The 18,936-nt window shown below is 57.5% G+C and carries 15 protein-coding genes and 1 pseudogene; 9 read left to right on the plus strand and 7 right to left on the minus strand.

Features of this window, described 5'->3' with window-relative positions:
* Window positions 1–13: 13 nt before the first annotated feature.
* On the minus strand, window positions 14–1,345 hold the full coding sequence (locus tag ACX3YD_RS06450; protein ID WP_458959497.1) for a putative porin: 1,332 nt from the start codon (window positions 1,343–1,345) through the stop codon (window positions 14–16).
* A 283-nt stretch (window positions 1,346–1,628) separates the two neighbouring features.
* Between ACX3YD_RS06450 and ACX3YD_RS06455 the strand changes: the two genes are divergently transcribed.
* Window positions 1,629–2,753 carry a GNAT family N-acetyltransferase gene (locus ACX3YD_RS06455; RefSeq protein WP_103404960.1) on the plus strand — a complete coding sequence of 375 codons (1,125 nt, stop codon included), beginning with the start codon at window positions 1,629–1,631 and terminating at the stop codon, window positions 2,751–2,753.
* A gap of 56 nt (window positions 2,754–2,809) precedes the next feature.
* Here ACX3YD_RS06455 and ACX3YD_RS06460 read toward each other — a convergent pair whose 3' ends face one another.
* The 4 genes and pseudogenes from ACX3YD_RS06460 to ACX3YD_RS06475 all read right to left on the minus strand — a co-directional run bounded on the left by ACX3YD_RS06460 (window position 2,810) and on the right by ACX3YD_RS06475 (window position 7,040).
* A complete protein-coding gene (locus tag ACX3YD_RS06460; RefSeq protein ID WP_103404925.1) occupies window positions 2,810–4,642 on the minus strand; it encodes an ABC transporter ATP-binding protein in 1,833 nt (610 codons plus the stop codon).
* A gap of 93 nt (window positions 4,643–4,735) precedes the next feature.
* Entirely contained in the window at window positions 4,736–5,293 is a 558-nt protein-coding gene (locus tag ACX3YD_RS06465) for a peptidylprolyl isomerase (protein WP_458959498.1), read from the minus strand.
* A 3-nt stretch (window positions 5,294–5,296) separates the two neighbouring features.
* A pseudogene (locus ACX3YD_RS06470) lies at window positions 5,297–6,102 on the minus strand (alpha/beta fold hydrolase).
* A 14-nt stretch (window positions 6,103–6,116) separates the two neighbouring features.
* Window positions 6,117–7,040 carry a LysR family transcriptional regulator gene (locus ACX3YD_RS06475; RefSeq protein ID WP_103404928.1) on the minus strand — a complete coding sequence of 308 codons (924 nt, stop codon included), beginning with the start codon at window positions 7,038–7,040 and terminating at the stop codon, window positions 6,117–6,119.
* 49 nt (window positions 7,041–7,089) lie between these two features.
* Here ACX3YD_RS06475 and ACX3YD_RS06480 point away from each other — a divergent pair, with 49 nt between their 5' ends.
* The 3 genes from ACX3YD_RS06480 (at window position 7,090) to ACX3YD_RS06490 (ending at window position 9,313) form a co-directional block, all read left to right on the plus strand.
* Window positions 7,090–7,404: a hypothetical protein gene (locus ACX3YD_RS06480; protein ID WP_047532185.1), complete on the plus strand. Its 315-nt coding sequence runs from the start codon at window positions 7,090–7,092 to the stop codon at window positions 7,402–7,404.
* Between the two features lie 215 nt (window positions 7,405–7,619).
* Entirely contained in the window at window positions 7,620–8,219 is a 600-nt protein-coding gene (locus ACX3YD_RS06485; RefSeq protein WP_047532183.1) for an FMN-dependent NADH-azoreductase, read from the plus strand.
* A 227-nt stretch (window positions 8,220–8,446) separates the two neighbouring features.
* A complete protein-coding gene (locus ACX3YD_RS06490) occupies window positions 8,447–9,313 on the plus strand; it encodes a carboxylate/amino acid/amine transporter (protein WP_458959499.1) in 867 nt (288 codons plus the stop codon).
* Window positions 9,314–9,413: 100 nt separating this feature from the next.
* Here ACX3YD_RS06490 and ACX3YD_RS06495 read toward each other — a convergent pair whose 3' ends face one another.
* Complete coding sequence (locus ACX3YD_RS06495; RefSeq protein ID WP_103404931.1) at window positions 9,414–10,304, minus strand: LysR family transcriptional regulator; 891 nt, start codon at window positions 10,302–10,304, stop codon at window positions 9,414–9,416.
* A 167-nt stretch (window positions 10,305–10,471) separates the two neighbouring features.
* Here ACX3YD_RS06495 and ACX3YD_RS06500 point away from each other — a divergent pair, with 167 nt between their 5' ends.
* From ACX3YD_RS06500 to ACX3YD_RS06520, 5 genes are all read left to right on the plus strand, one after another.
* On the plus strand, window positions 10,472–11,554 hold the full coding sequence (locus ACX3YD_RS06500; RefSeq protein WP_103404932.1) for a 4-oxalomesaconate tautomerase: 1,083 nt from the start codon (window positions 10,472–10,474) through the stop codon (window positions 11,552–11,554).
* Window positions 11,555–11,598: 44 nt separating this feature from the next.
* Window positions 11,599–12,930 carry a dicarboxylate/amino acid:cation symporter gene (locus tag ACX3YD_RS06505; RefSeq protein WP_103404933.1) on the plus strand — a complete coding sequence of 444 codons (1,332 nt, stop codon included), beginning with the start codon at window positions 11,599–11,601 and terminating at the stop codon, window positions 12,928–12,930.
* A gap of 140 nt (window positions 12,931–13,070) precedes the next feature.
* Window positions 13,071–14,375 (plus strand): CitMHS family transporter, encoded by a 1,305-nt coding sequence (locus tag ACX3YD_RS06510; RefSeq protein WP_458959500.1) that lies wholly within the window; start codon window positions 13,071–13,073, stop codon window positions 14,373–14,375.
* Window positions 14,376–14,466: 91 nt separating this feature from the next.
* Window positions 14,467–15,720, plus strand: coding sequence for an OprD family porin (locus ACX3YD_RS06515; RefSeq protein WP_103404935.1), 1,254 nt, complete (start codon window positions 14,467–14,469; stop codon window positions 15,718–15,720).
* An 80-nt stretch (window positions 15,721–15,800) separates the two neighbouring features.
* On the plus strand, window positions 15,801–17,474 hold the full coding sequence (locus ACX3YD_RS06520) for a methyl-accepting chemotaxis protein (RefSeq protein WP_103404936.1): 1,674 nt from the start codon (window positions 15,801–15,803) through the stop codon (window positions 17,472–17,474).
* Between the two features lie 159 nt (window positions 17,475–17,633).
* On the opposite strand, the gene tcuC is transcribed toward ACX3YD_RS06520, so the two are convergent.
* The gene (tcuC, locus tag ACX3YD_RS06525; protein ID WP_103404937.1) at window positions 17,634–18,929 is read right to left on the minus strand and encodes an MFS transporter; all 1,296 of its coding nucleotides are present in this window, start codon (window positions 18,927–18,929) and stop codon (window positions 17,634–17,636) included.
* Window positions 18,930–18,936: the final 7 nt, after the last annotated feature.

The raw sequence follows: 18,936 nt of genomic DNA on the forward strand, positions 1-18,936 counted from the left end.
GTATGGCGGGGAATCAGAACTTGGCTTCGGCATCCAGTTGCAGAGTGTTGATGTCCGAATCTTTCTTGTTGATGCTGGCGTTGGTGTAGTCGGAGTTCGCCATGTAGTAAGTAGCGCCGACGTTGAAGTTCTTGTCCAACTCGTAGCTCACTTTCAACTTGCTGCCACGCGAACCGGTGAAACCGTTGGCGAAGTCGGAGTCGGTGAAGGCACCGACCACGGCGTTTTGCTGTACATCGCGGTAGTTGTAGTCGATAGCGAAGCCGTAGACCTTGGTCTTGACGCCGGCCAACCAGCCAGTGTCCTGGCTGTTGCTGGCTTCGGTGTTGTTCACGTATTGACCGTAAAACGACAGCGGCACTGGCAGACCGCTGACATCCAACTGACCAAAGCCTTCGTACAGTTTGAATTCTTCACGCGGGCTGTTGCCGTTGACGGCCAACGCGCACGGCGCAGTGACGGTGCCAGTGCCAGGGCAGGCGCTGCTGTCAGCGTTGTCATAGGCGTAGATACTGCCGCCCAAGGTCATTTTCAGGTTATCGGTCAAAGCGAAGCGACCGCCCAACTGACCGGCGTACAGACGCAGGTCGTGTTTGAACTGCACGCCCTCGCCGTCGACGTTGTCCTTGAGGGTGTAGTGACCGGCGCTACCGAACAACTCGGTGCTGCCGCTCAGCGGGTATTTGTAAGACACCGACAGACCTTCGGGACTGATATCGCTATCCCAGATGATGTCGCCCATGCTTACCCATTGCTGTGGCATCTTGCCGCCCACCAGGTGCAGGTTCTTGATCGCATCCGGGTGGTAGTCGACGTAGCCCTGATCCAGCCAGATCTGCTTCTTGTCGAAGTAGTTGTTCAGGTCCTGGTTGGTGGAACGCGCGTCATCGTTGCTGCCGGTGGCAACGCGAATACCGGTGTCAACTTGCGGGTTGATTTCGCTGTAGGCACCCAGGCGGGCACGAATGCGCTGACGGTTCTGGTCCTTGTTGTTCGATACGCCGTCGTTTTGAACGGTTTCCTGACGGAAGCGCACGTCACCCTTGAACTGGGTCTTGGCAGCCCAGGCCAGTTTCTGATCGAAAGTGCTCAGTTCGTTGGTTTTCTTGGCGGTCACCGCGATTTGTTCGTTGGTTTCCTGTTGAGCCTGGCGGGCGATTTGTTGTTCCTTCTGATCCCTGGCCAACTCTGCTTGCAGTTCGCTGTACTGCGTGTTGGTAATCGAACCGTTAGCCTTGAGCATGTCGAGCAGTTTGGCGTCGACTGCGGCACTGGCCGGAACACTCATGGCCAGCAGCAAACCACCACACAGGGCCGCCGCAGTTTTCGTGGAAGCAACACGCATATCAATCTCCGAAGATGAGAGTGGATGGCTGAGCCATCCAGGGCACAACCGACCATTGATGGACGGAAAACAGGGCCGGGCTATTCCCCGGCGTTCTAAAAACAGGCGCCAGTATCGCGATGGTTTATGACAGTGAGGTGGCAATGCGGTGGCAAGTCGATGACGATACAAAATCGTCCTGAACTATTGAGATAGAGCGCTGTCGGCGATTTGATCGTGTGCAAAGGATGGCGATCGGCGATACTCGACAGGCTTTTTAAGCCATGAACGAGTGAGGATGGTGATGCCGTTGCAACGCCTGCAAAGTCTGTCCGAAATCGCCGCGCAAACGTGGGACGCCCTGGTGCCCGAGACGCAGCCGTTTTTGCGCCATGCATTTTTGAGCGCACTGGAAGACAGTGGCAGCGTCGGCCCCCATTCCGGCTGGCAACCCGAACATTTGCTGCACGTCGAAGGTGATCGTTTGATCGCCGCCTTGCCGAGCTACCGCAAATGGCATTCCTATGGTGAGTATGTGTTCGATCACGCCTGGGCCGATGCCTGTGAACGCGCCGGTATCGATTACTACCCCAAGCTGTTGACCGCTGTGCCGTTCAGTCCAGTCAGTGGTCCGCGCTTGCTGGCGGCCAGGGTGGAGGACGGCTTCGAATTGCTCAAAAGCCTGCCGGGTTATCTGGAGATCGAACAGCTTTCCAGCGCTCATATCAATTTCACCGATCCGTTCACCGACGCGGCACTGGCCGAACAGCCAGGCTGGTTGCAACGCATCGGCTGTCAGTACCACTGGCAGAACCGCGGTTATCGGGATTTCCAGGACTTCCTCGAAGCCCTCAGCTCACGTAAACGCAAACAGATGCGCAAGGAGCGCGAGCAAGTGGCGGGGCAGGGCTTTGATTTCGAATGGCTGGAAGGTTGGCAACTGACAGAAGCACAGTGGGATTTTGTTTACGCGTGCTACGCCAATACTTACGCGGTGCGTAGACAAAGGCCGTATCTGACGCGGGAGTTTTTCAGTCTGCTGGCTGAGCGCATGCCGCAATCGATTCGCGTGGTGTTTGCCAGGCAAGGCTCCCGGCCGGTCGCCATGGCGTTCAGCCTGGTGGGGGGCGACAGTTTCTATGGTCGTTACTGGGGGTGCCTGGCCGAATTCGATCGACTGCATTTCGAGACCTGCTTTTATCAGGGCATGGATTATGCGATTGCCAACGGTTTTCAACGCTTCGACGCGGGTGCCCAGGGCGAGCACAAGTTGATTCGTGGGTTCGAACCGGTGATCACCCACTCCTGGCATTATCTGCGCCATCCGGGCTTGAAAGCAGCAGTCAAAGACTTCCTGCAGCAGGAGAGGCAGGGTGTGCTGGCGTATGCCGAGGAGGCGCGGACGGCTTTGCCTTATCGGCAGGCCTGATGTTCACCACAAAACGGTGGGCACAAGCTCCCACCGTTTTGTGGTGCCGCCGAGAGTCAATCGATTCCGACGAACCCACCGGTCTGATGCTGCCACAGCCGCGCATACAAACCGCCCTGGGCCAGCAGTTCAGCATGGCTACCGGTTTCGGCAATCTTGCCATTCTCCAGTACCACCAACCGGTCCATGCGGGCGATGGTCGAGAGCCGGTGCGCGATGGCGATCACGGTTTTGCCCTGCATCAGGGTTTCCAGGCTTTCCTGGATCGCGGCTTCGACCTCCGAATCCAGGGCTGAAGTGGCCTCGTCCATGATCAGGATCGGCGCGTCCTTGAGCAGCACACGAGCGATGGCGATACGCTGGCGCTGACCGCCCGAGAGTTTGACCCCGCGTTCACCGACATGGGCATCGAAACCGGTGCGGCCTTCGGCGTCCGAGAGCGTGGGAATGAAACCGTCGGCGCGCGCCTTGTGCACCGCCTCCCATAGCTCGGCGTCGGTCGCGTCGGGTTTGCCGTAAAGCAGATTGTCGCGGATCGAGCGATGCAGCAAGGACGTGTCCTGGGTGATCATGCCGATGCGCTCGCGCAGGCTTTCCTGGCTGACCTCGGCGATGTTCTGCCCATCGATCAGAATCCTTCCGCCTTCCACGTCGTAGAGGCGCAGCAGCAAGTTGACCAAGGTCGACTTTCCCGCACCGGATGGCCCGATCAGGCCGATTTTTTCGCCGGGCTTGATGTTCAGGTTGAGACCGCCAATGATCCCGCTCCGTTTGCCGTAGTGAAAGTCCACGTTCTCGAAACGCACTTCGCCACGGGCCACGGTCAAGGGTTTGGCCTGGTCGCGGTCGGTCACCGAGACGGGTTGCGAAATACTCTGCAAACCGTCCTGAACCATGCCGATGTTTTCGAAGATCCCGGTGACCACCCACATGATCCAGCCGGACATGTTGACGATGCGGATCACCAGGCCCGTGGCCAGGGCAATGGCGCCCACAGTGATCAGCGATTGCGTCCACAGCCACAGCGCCAGGCCGGTGGTGCTGACGATCAGCAAGCCGTTCATGCTGGTGATGACCACGTCCATGCTGGTCACCACGCGGCCGGCCAGTTGGGCTTTTTCAGTCTGTTCCTTGATTGCCTCGCGGGCGTATTGCTGCTCGAAGTGGGTGTGGGCGAACAGCTTCAGGGTGGTGATGTTGGTGTAGCCGTCGACGATGCGCCCCATGAGTTTGGAGCGCGCATCGGAGGACACGACCGAACGTTCCTTGACCCGTGGCACGAAGTAGTAGAGCGCGCTGATGAAGGCGACGATCCAGGTCAGCAGCGGGATCATCAGGCGCCAGTCGGCCTCGGCGAACAGCACCAGGGAACTGATGGCGTAGATCAGCACGTGCCACAACGCATCCACCGCCTGCACGGCTGAATCGCGCAGGGAGTTGCCGGTCTGCATGATGCGTTGGGCGATGCGTCCGGCGAAGTCGTTCTGGAAGAAGTTAAGGCTCTGTTTGAGCACATAACTGTGGTTTTGCCAGCGGATCAGGCTGGTCATGCTGGGGCTCAGGGTCTGGTGCACCAGCAAGTCATGCAGGCCGACGAATACAGGGCGCAGGACCAGCGCCACCACGACCATCCAGGTCAGCTCAAGGCTGTGTTCCTTGAAGAAATTGACGTTCGGCGTGCCTTGGGCCAGGTCGATGATGCGGCTCAGGTAGCTGAACAACGCGACTTCGATCAGCGCGCCAACCAGGCCGACGATCAACAGGGCCGCGAAGCTCGGCCAGACCTGCTTGAGGTAATAGGTATAAAACGGCAGTACCCGATCCGGCGGAGCGGGCGTCGGGGCGTCGCGGAAGACGTCGATCAGTTTTTCAAAACGGCGATAAAGCATGGGGTTTTCACCCGCGAACGGGCTCTCCTTTAAACGGTTTGAGCGTTGCCGGCATGACCGGCAACGGCTCGGACATCCTTGTCCAGCTTAGTCTCAGTCGATGCGCTTGGCCGACTTGATGAACACCGGATCGGCCGGCACGTCTTTCATGCCACTTTTGGTTGTTGTTTGCGAGTTGACGATGATGTCGACCACGTCCATGCCTTTGACCACTTTGCCGAACACGGCGTAGCCGTCACCGCTGTCGAGGAAATCGTTGTCCTTGACGTTGATGAAAAACTGGCTGGTGGCCGAATCCGGCACCGAGGTGCGGGCCATGGACAGGGTGCCACGAACATTATGCAGGCCGTTCTTCGACTCGTTCTTGATCGGCGCCTTGGTTTCTTTCTGCTGCATTTGCGAAGTGAAACCGCCGCCCTGGACCATGAAGCCCGGAATCACGCGGTGGAAAATCGTGTTGTTGTAGAAGCCGCTGTCGACGTAATCGAGGAAGTTCTTGGTACTGATCGGGGCCTTGATCGGGTCCAGTTCGATCTCGATCTGGCCGTTGGTGGTGTCCAGCAGTACATGGGGCGCCTTGGCAGGCGTTGCCGCCATCAGGTTGGCGGCAAACAGAACGGAGCCAGCGACGAGGGCGATTTTTTTCAGCATGGGTCAGTGATCCTGAGGGTGGTGGTATCGACGGCGGCAAGAAACTCGAGCAGCGTCTGGTTGAAGTGTTCGGGCTGGTCCAGCGGGGTGGCGTGACGCGAATCGGCAATCACCACCAGCCGCGCATCGGGCAGCAGTTTTACGTAGTTTTCCTTCAGCGAGACCGGCGTGTAGTCATGGTCGGCGCTGACGATGAGGGTTGGACAGGATACCTTCGACAGTCGTTCCTGAACGCCCCATCCCACAATGGCATCGAAGCTGGCGAGATAAGCATGTTTGTCGTTTTTTGCCCAGCGTTCGGCCATTTTTTGTCGCAGGTCCGCCTGCTCGGGCTTGGGGAACAATTTGCCGCCCAGGGCTTTGCCGATGGTGCCAAGACTGAGGACGCGCATCAGGCTCCAGCGCTTGAACCATTGCCAGTAATCGTCGCGGCTGCGCAGTTTGACTTCGGGCGCACTGTTGACGATGCACAGGCTTTTGAGCAATTTGGGCTGATCCACAGCCAGTTGAAAGCCGATCATGCCACCCATCGAAAGCCCCACATAGTGAGTCGGGCCTAGATTCAGATGCTCGATCAACGCGATCAGGTCGGCGCTGAACCCGGCGATGCTGTAGCGTTCGCGGGGTTTGTCCGAGCGACCATGGCCGCGCACGTCCGGGACGATCACCCGGTAACGGGCAGCCAGCGCGGGGATCTGTTTCTCCCAGTCCAGGGTGCTCGAACCCAGGCCGTGGACCAGCAGCAACGGCGTACCGTGGCCATATTCCTCATAGTGAAGGTTGCAACCATCGTGTTCGAAATAGGCCATGCGTGCACTCCGTGTCAGGCTTGTTCAGGGGCGGCGAAGGGTGCGTCCAGTGGTGCGGTATCGAAGGTGCGCAGCAGTTCGATGAGAATCTGCGTGGCGGGTCCGAGTGGTTTGTCTTTGTTCGAATACAGGTAAAAATTCGGATTACGGCTGCCACCCTGATCCAAAGGTAGCAGCTTGAGCGTGCCTTCCTTGAGTTCCCGTTCGATCGTGTGCCTTGGCAACCAGGCGAAACCCAGGCCACTGCTGACAAACGTAGCGGCGGTGGCCAGGCTACCGACAGTCCAGCGCTGTTCGGCGCCGAGCCAGCCGACGTCCCGGGGCTGTTGCCGGCCGGAGTCGCGAATCACCACTTGCATCTGGCTTTCCAGATCCTGGAAATTCAGCTCGCGATTCAGGCGATGCAACGGGTGTTCGGGGTGGGCGACCGCGACGAATTCGACGTCGCTCAATTCCGTCCCCAAATAACCGGGAATGCTGAACCCGGTAATGGCCAGGTCGGCCACGCCTTCGAGCAACACCTCTTCGACCCCTGACAACACTTCCTCGCGCAAGCGCACCCGGCAGCCACGGCTTTGCGGCATGAACGCGGTCAAGGCGCGGACCAGGCGGGCGCTTGGGTACGCCGCGTCGACCACCAGCCGCACCTCGGCTTCCCAGCCTTGCTCCATGTGGTGGGCCAGGTCTTCCAGCTGGCTGGCTTGTTTCACCAGTTGCCGGGAGCGACGCAGCAGCACGCCGCCGGCCTCGGTCAACACCGCTTTGCGGCCGTCGATGCGCAGCAGTGGCACGCCGAGCTGGTCCTGCATGCGCGCCACGGTATAGCTGACCGACGACTGCGAGCGGTGCAGCGCCTCGGCGGCCTGGGCGAAACCACCGTGATCGACCACGGCCTGCAACGTTCGCCATTGATCAAGGGTCACGCGGGGCGCTTTCATGATGAGCTCCTCTTGTCCTAAGCTGGCAGCCCTTATTGGAGACTGCTGAATGAAAAAATTCTGTTGTGTGGTGCTGGCGATGCTGCCGCTGACCGCGTTTGCTTATCAGATTGATGTCGAAAAGCAGCTGAACGGCTTGAGCATTGACTACAACGCGTATGACACCGATAGCGATATCGCCACCCTTCAGGTGAACAATTACGGCAGCACCGATGCGATCTGTAAGGTGGTGTTCAACAACGGCCCGGAAGCGCCGCGCACTCGCAATATCGAAGTGGCTGCTGGCAAACACAAAAATGCGACGGCCAAATTCAACCGTTCCATCATCAAAATGCGTATCCAGCTCACCTGCACCCCGAAATGACTGTAGGAGCCAGCTTGCTCGCGACAGTGTCGGGGCAGTCGACAGCCTTTTTCACCCGTCGCTGTCGCGAGCAAGCTGGCGCCTGCAACGCATGATTCGCTTATAAACGAATTTATCGATAGTTTATAGCAGTTATTTGCGCTTTTTCATCGATATGGCAATGTTTAACCTTCACTCCATCGACTTACAGCATTCTCAGATGGAGGTTACATCCCATGTCCCGCGTTCTGATCATCGAAAGCAGCGCACGTCAGCAAGACTCGGTTTCCCGTCAACTGACCCAGACCTTCATCAAACAGTGGCAAGCGGCTCACCCGAAGGACGAAATCACCGTTCGTGACCTGGCCGTCAACCCGGTGCCGCATCTGGACATCAACCTGCTGGGTGGCTGGATGAAGCCTGCCGATCAGCGCAGCGACATCGAACAGGTTTCCCTGGAACGTTCCAACCAATTGACCGACGAACTGCTGGCCGCCGATGTGCTGGTGATGGCCGCACCGATGTACAACTTCGCCATCCCGAGTACCCTCAAGGCCTGGCTTGACCATGTGCTGCGTGCCGGCGTGACGTTCAAGTACACCGAAACCGGTCCCCAAGGTTTGCTCACCGGAAAGCGCGCTTACGTATTGACCGCTCGTGGCGGGATCTACGCTGGCAGCGCCGCGGATCACCAGGAACCCTACCTGCGTCAGGTCATGGGCTTCATCGGCATCCACGACGTCACGTTCATCCACGCCGAAGGCATGAACCTGGGGGGGGACTTCCAGGAAAAAGGCTTGAACCAGGCGAACGCCAGGCTTGCTCAAGTGGCCTGACCCTTTAATCGCCAGATAATCGCTGGATGGTCTAGTGACCTGGCGCTACCCCTTCAAGCCTGTACGCGCATCGACCTCCCTTTGCACTTGTTGCTCCTGAGTGCTGCCGCCCGATTGAACGCTTTAGCGAGATCGGGCTTTTTTTTGCCCGGAATTTTGTATCGTTTGAGTGTTCGCGATCACCGGCAAAAACCGCTATCTTCGCCGCCATTCGAAACGAGGCGAGCATGGGCTATCTACTTTTTGTCACGCTGATCCAGGCGTTTTCCTTCAGTTTGATCGGCGAATACCTGGCCGGTCATGTCGACAGTTACTTCGCGGTACTGGTGCGTGTGCTCCTGGCGGGGCTGGTGTTCATTCCGCTGACGCGCTGGCGCTCGGTAGAGCCTGCGTTCATGCGCGGCATGTTACTGATTGGTGCGCTGCAGTTTGGCGTGACCTACGTTTGCCTGTATCTGAGCTTCCGTGTGCTGACGGTGCCTGAAGTGCTGCTGTTCACGGTCCTCACGCCACTGCACGTGACCCTGATCGAAGATGCGCTGAACCGACGGTTCAATCCATGGGCATTGGTGGCGGCATTGGTGGCGGTGGCCGGGGCTGCGGTGATTCGCTATGACCGGATCAGCCCGGACTTCTTCATGGGGTTCCTGCTGCTGCAACTGGCCAACTTCACCTTTGCCGCCGGGCAGGTGCTTTACAGGCGCCTGGTGGCACGCCATCCGAGCGATCTGCCGCATTACCGGCGCTTCGGTTATTTCTACCTGGGTGCACTGGCAGTGGTGTTGCCGGCGTTTCTGCTGTTCGGCAAACAGAACTTCTGGCCGCAAGCGCCGCTGCAATGGGGCGTCTTGGTGTTCCTCGGCCTGGTTTCGACCGCGCTGGGTCTGTACTGGTGGAACAAGGGCGCCTGCCTGGTGAATGGCGGGACGCTGGCGGTGATGAATAACCTGCATGTGCCCGTGGGGCTGCTGCTCAATCTGCTGATCTGGAATCAGCATGAGGATCTGGGGCGGTTGCTGCTGGGTGGGGCGGTGATTCTGATGGCGGTGTGGATCAGTCGGTTGGGTATTCAAAAACCGGTGGCCGTGCGCTAAGCCTCTGGAAATGGCTGCCCCATTGCCCCCGGTGATTGCCCCCTGGGCTTTCACCGGGGGCTTGACTGATCGGCATAAGCCCGGGCGGTCGGAAGGGAGCTTATTGCTCCCATTGTTCAAGCAGAATTGAAACAAATTTTTCCGCTGCTGGAGATAACGATGCTCCCCGTCGATAAACGAGTCCCAATGATCGGTTCACAATGGGTTCTATCAAAGGGATGCTGACCAGGGTTGGATGATCCACGGCAGGCATTGCCAGGCTTGGCATTGCTGACACCCCCAATCCAGCTTCGACCAGGCCCAGCGAAGTCGAAAGATGTTGCACCTCATAGAACCACTGTGGACGCCAGCTCAAGCCCGACAAGGCATGGTCAAGCAACATCCTGTTGCCACTCAGGCGACCGACCCCGATAAGACGGTAATTGCTGAGTTCGGACCAGGTGACCGAATTGCGCTCCGCTAACTCATGATCGCGACGGCAAGCCAATACAAAAGGCTCGTTGACCAAGGGGACGAACTCTATGTCGGGGTGCTGGCCGCTCATCATGTTGATGCCGAAGTCGGCTTCTCCCCGCAGCACGGCCTCCAGCCCTTCGTTCGCACTGAGATCCAGCAGGCGGATGCGGATTTGCGGATAGCGCTCGTTGTAGAGACGGATTACCGACGGGAGGAAGTAGAAGGCGGCGGTCGGGATGCAGGCAAGGGTTACACGTCCGCTCTGTCGTTCCGCCAACTCTCGGATGTTAAGTATCGAGTCGTCGAAGTCATCCAGCAAGCGTCGTGCCTTGGGTAGAAAGTCCCGCCCTACGCTAGTGAGACTCACTCTTCTTGTCGTGCGATCAAGGAGTGCTGTTCCCAATCCCTCTTCCAGCTTTTTCATCCTCCGGCTTAACGCTGGCTGGGACAGGTGCAATGCATCGGCAGCCTCGTGGAAGCTACCAAGTTCGGCGATTTTCACGAAAGATCGTATGTCATTGAGCTCATAATGCATGTGTATGTCTCAGCAGAAGAGGGCGATTAAGCGTAAATCATCCTAGGTAAATCATTCGTCAAACGCAATAATCAGGCTGATATTTGCATTGGAAACATTTTTTAAAGCCTGCGACTCTTGCTCCCAAGACATCAATTACCCCGATTGATCAACAAGAGTCAGTTTTCATGCAACGAATTCCCTGTGTGCTTATGCGCGGTGGTACTTCCAAGGGCCCAGTATTTCTCGCTTGGGATCTACCCGTTGCGATCGAAGAGCGTGACGAGCTGCTCCTCAATCTAATGGGCTCTGGCCATGAGCTAGAAATTGACGGTATCGGTGGCGGTAGCCCACAAACCAGCAAGGTCGCCATTGTGAGCCCGTCGTTGCACCCCGATGCGGATGTCGACTATTTGTTTGTCCAGGTCATGGTTTCCCAGCGTCGCGTCGATACAGCGCCCAATTGCGGCAACATGCTGTGCGCCGTCGGCCCGTTTGCCATCGAGCAAGGGTTGGTTAAAGCCTCCAAAGATTTGACTTGTGTGCGTATTCGCAACCTCAACACCGGGACGTTTGTGAACGCAGAGGTACACACTCCCCGCGGGACAGTCAGCTATGAAGGCGACACCTCCATCGATGGTGTGCCGGGCACTGCCGCTCCCGTGCAACTGACCTTCCTTGATGCCGCAGGCAGCAAGACCGGCAAACTTTTCCCCACTGGACAGACCCAGGACTTGATAGACGGTATCCCGGTGACTTGCATCGACATGGCGATGCCGATGATGATCGTCGAGGCCGGTCATATGGGTAAACGCGGTGATGAAAGTCCTGCTGAATTGGACGCCGACAAAGAGTTCCTGCGCCGTCTTGAGTCCCTGCGACTGCAAGCCGGCCTGGCAATGGGCCTGGGTGATGTCAGTGACAAAGTGATCCCTAAGCCAGTACTGGTGTCACCGGCCAAAGCTGGCGGCACCATTCAGGTGCGCTATTTCATGCCACACAACTGCCATCGTGCATTGGCTATTACGGGCTCGATTGGCTTGGCCACCGCATGCGTCACCGAAGGCAGTGTGGTTGCTCAATTGCTTGGTGGGGTGAGTGAGCCTCGCCTGAAGCAAGTACGGATTGAACATCCGAGTGGCGCAATAGACGTCGTATTGTCCTACACCGGTGCCCAGGGTGAGACAATTCGTGCCTCGGTAGTGCGTACATCGCGCAGGTTGTTTTCCGGTTATGTCTACGCCGCAGCTTCCCAACGACTCGCCGGGTAATTTCCCCTGGTCATTGCCGTTTCTGCATCAGCACAATTCTAAAAATGGGTGATGCCATGAAGTTTGTAAAATCGCTCTACTTCCAGATTCTCTTCGCCGTATTGTTGGGTGTGCTGGTCGGTCATTTTTGGTCACAACAGGCCATTGCCTTGAAGCCGCTGGGTGATGCCTTCATCAAACTGATCAAGATGATGATCGCTCCGGTGGTGTTCTGCACGATCGTCACCGGTATCGCCGGCATGAGCGACAAACGCTCACTCGGGCGTCTGTTGAGCAAGACCATGCTGCTGTTCCTGGCGCTGACGGTGATCAGTCTGATTATCGGACTGGTGTCGGTCTATCTCTTCAAGCCTGGGGTGGGGATGAACATTGATCCCTCCCAGTTGAGCACCAAGGGGCTGTCGCAATACACCGATTCTGCCGCGAAGCTGGGAGTGGTCGAGTTTTTCATGCACATCATCCCGGACACCTTCATCGGTGCTTTCAATAAAGGTGAAGTGCTACCGGTGTTGTTCATTGCCGTACTGTGCGGTTTTGCCCTCTCGGCTATCGGCGAGCGCGGCAAGCCGGTACTGGATGTACTGGAAGCCGCCTCGCACATGGTGTTCAAGATCTTCTCCTACCTGATGCGCTTCGCTCCGATCGGTGCGTTTGGCGCCCTGGCGTTCACTGTAGGACAGTACGGCATTACCTCGCTGGGCTCGTTGGCCAAACTGATCATGACGTTGTACATCGCCTGCGCTTTCTTCGTCTTTGTGGTGCTGGGGAGCATTTGCCGAGCGCATGGTTTCAGTCTTTGGAAGTTGCTGCGCTACTTTCGCGAAGAGTTCCTTGTGGTGCTGGGGACTTCTTCGACCGAGCCGGTGATGCCGCGGATGCTGGAAAAGCTACAGGCCCTGGGCTGCAAAAAAGGTGTCGTGGGGCTGGTGCTGCCAACGGGTTACTCGTTCAACCTCGATGGTACGGCGATCTACCTGTCGCTGGCTGCGGTGTTCATTGCACAGGCCTGCAACATCGATCTGAGCCTGACCCAGACCGTGACCATGCTGGCAATCATGCTGTTGTCCTCCAAGGGGGCAGCAGGGGTCACCGGCTCAGGTTTTGTCGCGCTGGCCTCGACGCTGACTGTGATCCATGACATTCCCTTGGCCGGTCTTGCCCTGCTGATCGGTATCGATCGCTTCATGTCGGAAGCCCGGGCTTTGACCAGTCTGGCAAGCAACGCCGTGGCCACCGTGGTGATCTCCATCTCGGAGAACGCCTGCGATCGCGAAACGCTGGTGCAGACTCTGAACGGTAATCCTTCGCCCGCTGCGACCCCAACCCAAGTCCAGAACCCGGACTGGGAAGGCTCGAAGGTCACCGAACACGTCTAACGGGTCGCGGCTGGATCGAGACTCCCTAAACACTTCAATGACACCCCCCGCCAGGCACCTTTGATCGTGCCAACTGGCGGGGACGGGGTCGTGCGCCTGTGCGTCGGCCACGCTAACTATAAGAACAAGAGAACTAACCTATGCTCGCATTGCTTGGCTTGGCCATGGTGGTGGTCTTCACCTTCCTGATAATGACCAAACGGTTGTCGCCGATTGTCGCCCTGACGGTGGTACCGATTGTCTTTGCCGTCATTGGTGGTTTCGGCGGCACTACCGGCAAGATGATGCTCGATGGCCTGAAAATGGTCGCGCCTTCGGCTGCGCTACTGCTGTTCGCGATCTTGTTTTTCGGCTTGATGATCGATGCCGGCCTGTTCGACCCGCTGATTCGCAAGATCCTCAAGCGCGTCAACGGCGACCCGATGAAAATCGCTGTCGGCACAGCGTTGCTGTCGCTGGTGGTGGCCTTGGATGGTGATGGCACCACCACCTACATGATTACCTGTGCAGCAATGCTTCCCCTTTACAAGCGTATCGGCATGAATCCGATGATTCTGGCAACCATTGCCATGCTTTCTCTGAGCATCATGAGTGGCATGACCCCTTGGGGAGGGCCTGCGACTCGTGCGATCGCAGCGCTGGGCCTGGATGCCGGCGCCTACTTCGTCCCGTTGTTGCCGACCATGATTGGCGGTGCGATGTGGGTGGTGTTCACCGCGTTTCTGCTGGGCCGTGCCGAGCGCAAGCGTATCGGTAACGTTCAGTTGGAGAGCGGCGGCGGTAACTGCTACATCAACGCAATACTCGAGGACACTCCACACAAGCGGCCGAAACTGGCCTACGTCAACCTGCTGTTGGTAATCGCGGTGATGGTCGCGCTGGTGATGGGGATCATGCATTCGGCCATCCTCTTCCTGATCGGCTTCGTGCTGGCGCTGATGATCAACTATCCACAACTGGACATTCAGAAAGAACGCATCCTGGCCCATTCGGGCAACGCCATGACCGTGGTGCTTTTGGTGTTTGCCGCAGGCATCTTTGCCGGGATTTTCTCCGGAACGAAAATGGTCGATTCTCTGGCGCAAACCCTGGTTGACTGGATTCCGCCTTCTTGGGGACATCTGTTTCCTCTGGTTGTAGCGATTACCAGCATGCCGCTGACGTTCGTCCTGTCCAATGATGCTTACTACTTCGGTGTGGTGCCCATCCTGGCTAACGCCGCTGCGGCCTATGGCATCGATCCGGTGGAGATCGCTCGCGCCTCGATTCTGGGGCAACCGGTACACCTGATGAGTCCGTTGGTTGCCTCAACCCTGTTGTTGGTCGGTATGGTCGATCGCGATATCGGCGATTTCCAGAAAGCCACCGTCAAATGGGCCGTCCTCACCTCATTGGTCATTACTGCGATAGCCCTGTTGACCGGGGCGATCAGTCTCTTCACCTGATTCAACCCAGGCACCTGTTTTTTCCAGACGCGCCTCATGGGCGAGGTGCGCGATGTCCTGCACTCCAAATAACAACAAAGAGTCGTTTGCTATGAACACTTCGTACACCCAATGGGCGCTGTTTTCAGTTCTTGGTTTGTTGCCGCTGGCCAGTGCCAGTGCGGAAGGATTTCTCGATGACAGTCAGCTCAAGCTGCAATTACGCAACGTCTATTTCAATGAAAACTTCCGCGACGAGCATGGCTTGAGTGCGAAAGCGGCCAGGACGGCCAAAAGCGAACGAACCGAGTGGGCCCAGGGGTTCCTGCTGGATTATCAGTCGGGGTTTACCCCCGGCACGATCGGGTTTGGTGTTGATGCCCTTGGCCTGGTCGGAGTCAAGCTTGACTCTGGCCGGGGGCGCAGCGGTACTGGCTTGTTGCCCGTCCATGGTGACGGTCGTGCGGCTGACGAATTCGCAAGCCTGGGGATGACTGCCAAAGCGCGACTGGCCAAGACCACGGTCAAATACGGCACCTTGCTCCCCAAGACTCCGGTGCTGATCTACAACGATGCGCGCCTATTGCCGCAAACCTACCAAGGCACACAGATCAGTAGCGTCGATATCCAGAACCTCACCCTCACCGGGGGCTATCTGGATCGATTCAAACTGCGTGATTCCAGCGACAGCATGCCGATTGTCCCTGACGGCTACAGCGGTGATAAATCCGGAGATTTCAGCTATGCCGGCGCCGAATACAAGCTCGGGAAAAACATCCGTTTGAGTTACTTCTACGGTGAGTTGGAAAACTTTTACCGTCAGAATTTTGCAGGTATCCAGCACGATCTACCCTTGGGCGGTGGTGTGCTGACCAGTGATTTACGCTACTTCAACAGTGTCGACACCGGCTCCGCCTATGGCGGCAAGATCGATAACAACATGCTGAGCGGGCAACTGTCCTACGCCATCTCCGGCCACACCTTTGGTGGCGGATACCAGGCCCTCAGCGGCGATGCGGGTTTGCCCTTCATCAGTGGCGCGACTGTCTACTCGTTCAGCAACGCCGGGATAGGTAAATTCATCGAGGAAGACGAGAAGACCTGGATGCTTAACTACGGTTACAACTTCGCCGCCGCAGGTGTGCCCGGTCTGACATTTTCCACCCGCTACTTGAGCGGTAACGACGGTAAATCCAACACCACGGTCAAGGAGTGGGAGCGTGACGCCGAACTCGCTTACGTAGTGCAACAGGGGACCTTCAAAGGCCTGGGGGTGCGGTTGCGTAACTACGTTTACCGCTCTGATTATTCCCGTGGCCGGGATAGTAACCGGATCTACTTCACCTACGACATCGCACTCTGGTGATCCTCTGATCGCGGTCACGCGATGTTCGCGGGCCGCCTTTTCAGCGGCGGCTTTAAGGGAATGGGTCAAGGAATTCAATGATGTCGTTCAAAACCAAAATACTGCTGCTGACCTTATTGCCGGTGATGCTGTTTGCTCTGGTTTTAGGCTTGAGCACCCGCGGCACTTTGCAGTCTCAGGCCGAGCAGGAAATCGCTCAGACCCGCGAGCGATTGCTTGAGGAGAGCCGCACCCGGCTCAAGGATTACGCGAGCATCGCTCGCACTTCCATCGCTGAACTTTATGATCGAGCGGCCCCTGGAGAGACCTCCGGCCGAGTCTTGGCGATCAGCCGTTTATCCAAAGTGAAGTATGGTGATGACGGTTATTTCATCGGTTATGACAGCCAGGTTGTACGCCTGTTTCGCGGTGACAGCAGCGAAGGCGTCGGCACCAATATGAGTGACCGCAAAGACGTCAACGGGAAGTACTTGAACCGCGAAATGGTCGAAGCGGCAAAAAATGAAACTCACTTCGTCACCTATTCAGGCGGCGTGGTCAACACCGATAAGGTGGTGCCGAAGCTGGCTTACAGTTTCTATTTGCCCAAGTGGGACATGGTGGTGGTCACCGCGATCAATCTGGACAGCATTGAACTTCAAGTCGCCAAGGTGCGGGCAGATGTTGATCGTCGGGTTCGCAACTTGATGTACAGCATTGCCCTCATCGCTACCGCGCTGATTGGCATTATCGGGGCACTGGCGCTTGTGCTGGTCAAACGCAGTTTACGTCCCTTGACCTTAATTCGAGCTCATCTTGACGAAATTGCTGCGGGCGAGGGTGATCTGACGCGGCGGCTGCCGCTGGTGAGTCGAGACGAACTGGGACAACTGGCCGGTTCGTTCAATGCGTTTATCGAAAAGATTCACAGCCTTGTCAGCCAGATTGTTGCCATGAGCGAGCAGTTGAACGGATCCGTTAGTCGTGTGGCCGATCAGAGTCGACAAATTGATCGTGCCATGGACAAGCAGCGTCAGGAAACAGACCAGGTGGCGGCGGCGATCAACCAGATGTCGGCGGCGGCGCAAGAAGTGTCGGTCAGTGCACAAAATGCTGCAGAGGCAGCCGTCGAGACCGACAAACAGTCCCGAAAAGCCAGGCAAATTGTCGATGGCAGCATCTCTCGAATTCAGGCATTGACCGTTGAGCTTGATGAGAGCGGTATCTCCATGAATCATCTTCAAAGCGATGTAACGTCTATTGTCGCCGTGCTGGATGTCATTCGCTCCATTGCTGAACAGACCAATCTTCTGGCTCTCAATGCGGCAATTGAAGCCGCCCGTGCCGGCGCTGCCGGGCGCGGGTTTGCGGTGGTTGCTGATGAAGTGCGAGCGTTGGCCAGTCGTACCCAGCGGAGCACCCAGGAAATCCAAGCGATGGTTGAGCGCCTCAAGAGCGCTACCGGGGGGGTGGTCAATGCAATGCACCAATCCACCGAAGCCGCTCAAGGCGCTAACGCTCAGGCCGACCAGGCGGGTGAGTTCCTGGGCAACACTGTCGAGCTGATCGCGACGATCAATGCGATGAACGCACAGATCGCCAGTGCTGCCGAGGAACAGACCTCGGTGGCGGAAGAGATCAATCGCGGGGTGCATCAGATTGCGCGCGCAATTGACGCCGTTGCCAACCAGACTCAGCTCGGGGTCAAGACTGTCGACGAGATGTATATGATCGGCAATCGCCTGCAAAGCTTGCTGGGGCAATTCAAAATTTGATGCCGTCTTGCCCGGCGCTTATCAGGACGCTGGGGGCAGGGTGTTGGACAGGACGGGGGCGTGGCAGGCCTGCATTGATACGAAAGACGTGTCAATGCAGGCAAGGGCGGGCGATTTATTCAGCGAAAAAACCTGAACGCCAACGAAACCTCTCGTTGATCAGGCGTTGACTGTCACTGCTTTTTGCCGGCGATACAAGATCGTCGTCGCTGTGAATCCACAAAAAGCGGCAAACATCAGCCAGTAGGCAGGCGACGCCTTGTCACCGGTTGCCTGCACCAGGATGGTGGAGATGGCGGGTGTGAAGCCGCCAAAAACAGCGGTCGCCAAACTGAATGCCAGGGAAAATCCCACGACTCGTACGTTCTGAGGCATCACTTCAGTCAAGGCCGCAACCATCGCGCCGTTGTAAATGCCAAAGAAGAAAGAGAAGTACAACAGCACGGCGAGCAGGCGTTCAAAACTTGCCGCTGCGGCCAGCCAGTGCATGGCGGGATAAGCGGTGAACAGGCACAGCAAGGAAATCGCCAGCAACAAGGGGCGACGGCCGATGCGGTCGGAGAGTGTGCCGCCGATGGGCAGCCAAATGAAGTTGCTCAGGCCGACGAAGAGCGTGACCACCAGACTGTCGGTGGTGCTCAGGTTCAGTACAGTCCTTCCGAAGGTGGGGGTGTAGACGGTAATCAGATAGAACGTGGTGGTGGTCATTGAGGCCAGCAAGCCACCCGCCAGCACTGTGCGCCAGTTGTCTCGCATCGAACGGAACACTTCATTGGCACTTGGGTGGTGCGTGCGTGCTTTGAACGCATCGGTTTCCTGTAGCGAACGGCGAATGATGAAGATGAACGGAATAATCACGCAACCTATAAAGAAGGGGATCCGCCAGCCCCAGGCGGCCACTTCGGCAGCTTCCATGGACGCGTTGATCGTGTAGCCCAAGGCGGCTGCAAGAACGATCGCCACCTGCTGGCTGGCCGACTGCCAGCTGGTGTAGAAACCGCGGCGGCCCGGCGTGGCGATTTCAGCCAGATACACTGAAACGCCACCCATCTCCGCGCCTGCGGAGAAACCCTGCAACAGTCGTCCGATCAATACCAGTACGGGTGCCGCGATGCCAATGCTGGCATAGCCTGGCACGAGGGCAATCAAGACCGTTCCCGCGGCCATGATCGACAGCGTCACAATCAACCCCTTGCGCCGTCCCACCTTGTCGATGTAAGCCCCCAGCACGATAGCGCCCAGTGGGCGCATCAGGAATCCCGAGCCGAATACGGCGAAGGTCATCATCAGCGAGGCGAACTCGCTGGTGGCAGGAAAGAACGTCTGGGAGATGTAGGTCGCGTAAAAACCGAACAGAAAGAAGTCAAACTGTTCGAGAAAGTTGCCGCTGGTGACCCGTAGAATGGCGCCCAGCTTCGACCCCTTGGATCGGCTGTCTTGAGTGGTTGTTTTCATTATGGTT

This window comes from Pseudomonas fluorescens group sp. PF-1, assembly GCF_054481335.1.

Bases quoted from the DNA above. Each gene is read 5' to 3' on its own strand.
- ACX3YD_RS06450 (WP_458959497.1), bottom strand. From the start codon at position 1,345: ATGCGTGTTGCTTCCACGAAAACTGCGGCGGCCCTGTGTGGTGGTTTG.
- ACX3YD_RS06455 (WP_103404960.1), top strand. From the start codon at position 1,629: ATGCCGTTGCAACGCCTGCAAAGTCTGTCCGAAATCGCCGCGCAAACG.
- ACX3YD_RS06460 (WP_103404925.1), bottom strand. From the start codon at position 4,642: ATGCTTTATCGCCGTTTTGAAAAACTGATCGACGTCTTCCGCGACGCC.
- ACX3YD_RS06465 (WP_458959498.1), bottom strand. From the start codon at position 5,293: ATGCTGAAAAAAATCGCCCTCGTCGCTGGCTCCGTTCTGTTTGCCGCC.
- ACX3YD_RS06475 (WP_103404928.1), bottom strand. From the start codon at position 7,040: ATGAAAGCGCCCCGCGTGACCCTTGATCAATGGCGAACGTTGCAGGCC.
- ACX3YD_RS06480 (WP_047532185.1), top strand. From the start codon at position 7,090: ATGAAAAAATTCTGTTGTGTGGTGCTGGCGATGCTGCCGCTGACCGCG.
- ACX3YD_RS06485 (WP_047532183.1), top strand. From the start codon at position 7,620: ATGTCCCGCGTTCTGATCATCGAAAGCAGCGCACGTCAGCAAGACTCG.
- ACX3YD_RS06490 (WP_458959499.1), top strand. From the start codon at position 8,447: ATGGGCTATCTACTTTTTGTCACGCTGATCCAGGCGTTTTCCTTCAGT.
- ACX3YD_RS06495 (WP_103404931.1), bottom strand. From the start codon at position 10,304: ATGCATTATGAGCTCAATGACATACGATCTTTCGTGAAAATCGCCGAA.
- ACX3YD_RS06500 (WP_103404932.1), top strand. From the start codon at position 10,472: ATGCAACGAATTCCCTGTGTGCTTATGCGCGGTGGTACTTCCAAGGGC.
- ACX3YD_RS06505 (WP_103404933.1), top strand. From the start codon at position 11,599: ATGGGTGATGCCATGAAGTTTGTAAAATCGCTCTACTTCCAGATTCTC.
- ACX3YD_RS06510 (WP_458959500.1), top strand. From the start codon at position 13,071: ATGCTCGCATTGCTTGGCTTGGCCATGGTGGTGGTCTTCACCTTCCTG.
- ACX3YD_RS06515 (WP_103404935.1), top strand. From the start codon at position 14,467: ATGAACACTTCGTACACCCAATGGGCGCTGTTTTCAGTTCTTGGTTTG.
- ACX3YD_RS06520 (WP_103404936.1), top strand. From the start codon at position 15,801: ATGTCGTTCAAAACCAAAATACTGCTGCTGACCTTATTGCCGGTGATG.
- tcuC (WP_103404937.1), bottom strand. From the start codon at position 18,929: ATGAAAACAACCACTCAAGACAGCCGATCCAAGGGGTCGAAGCTGGGC.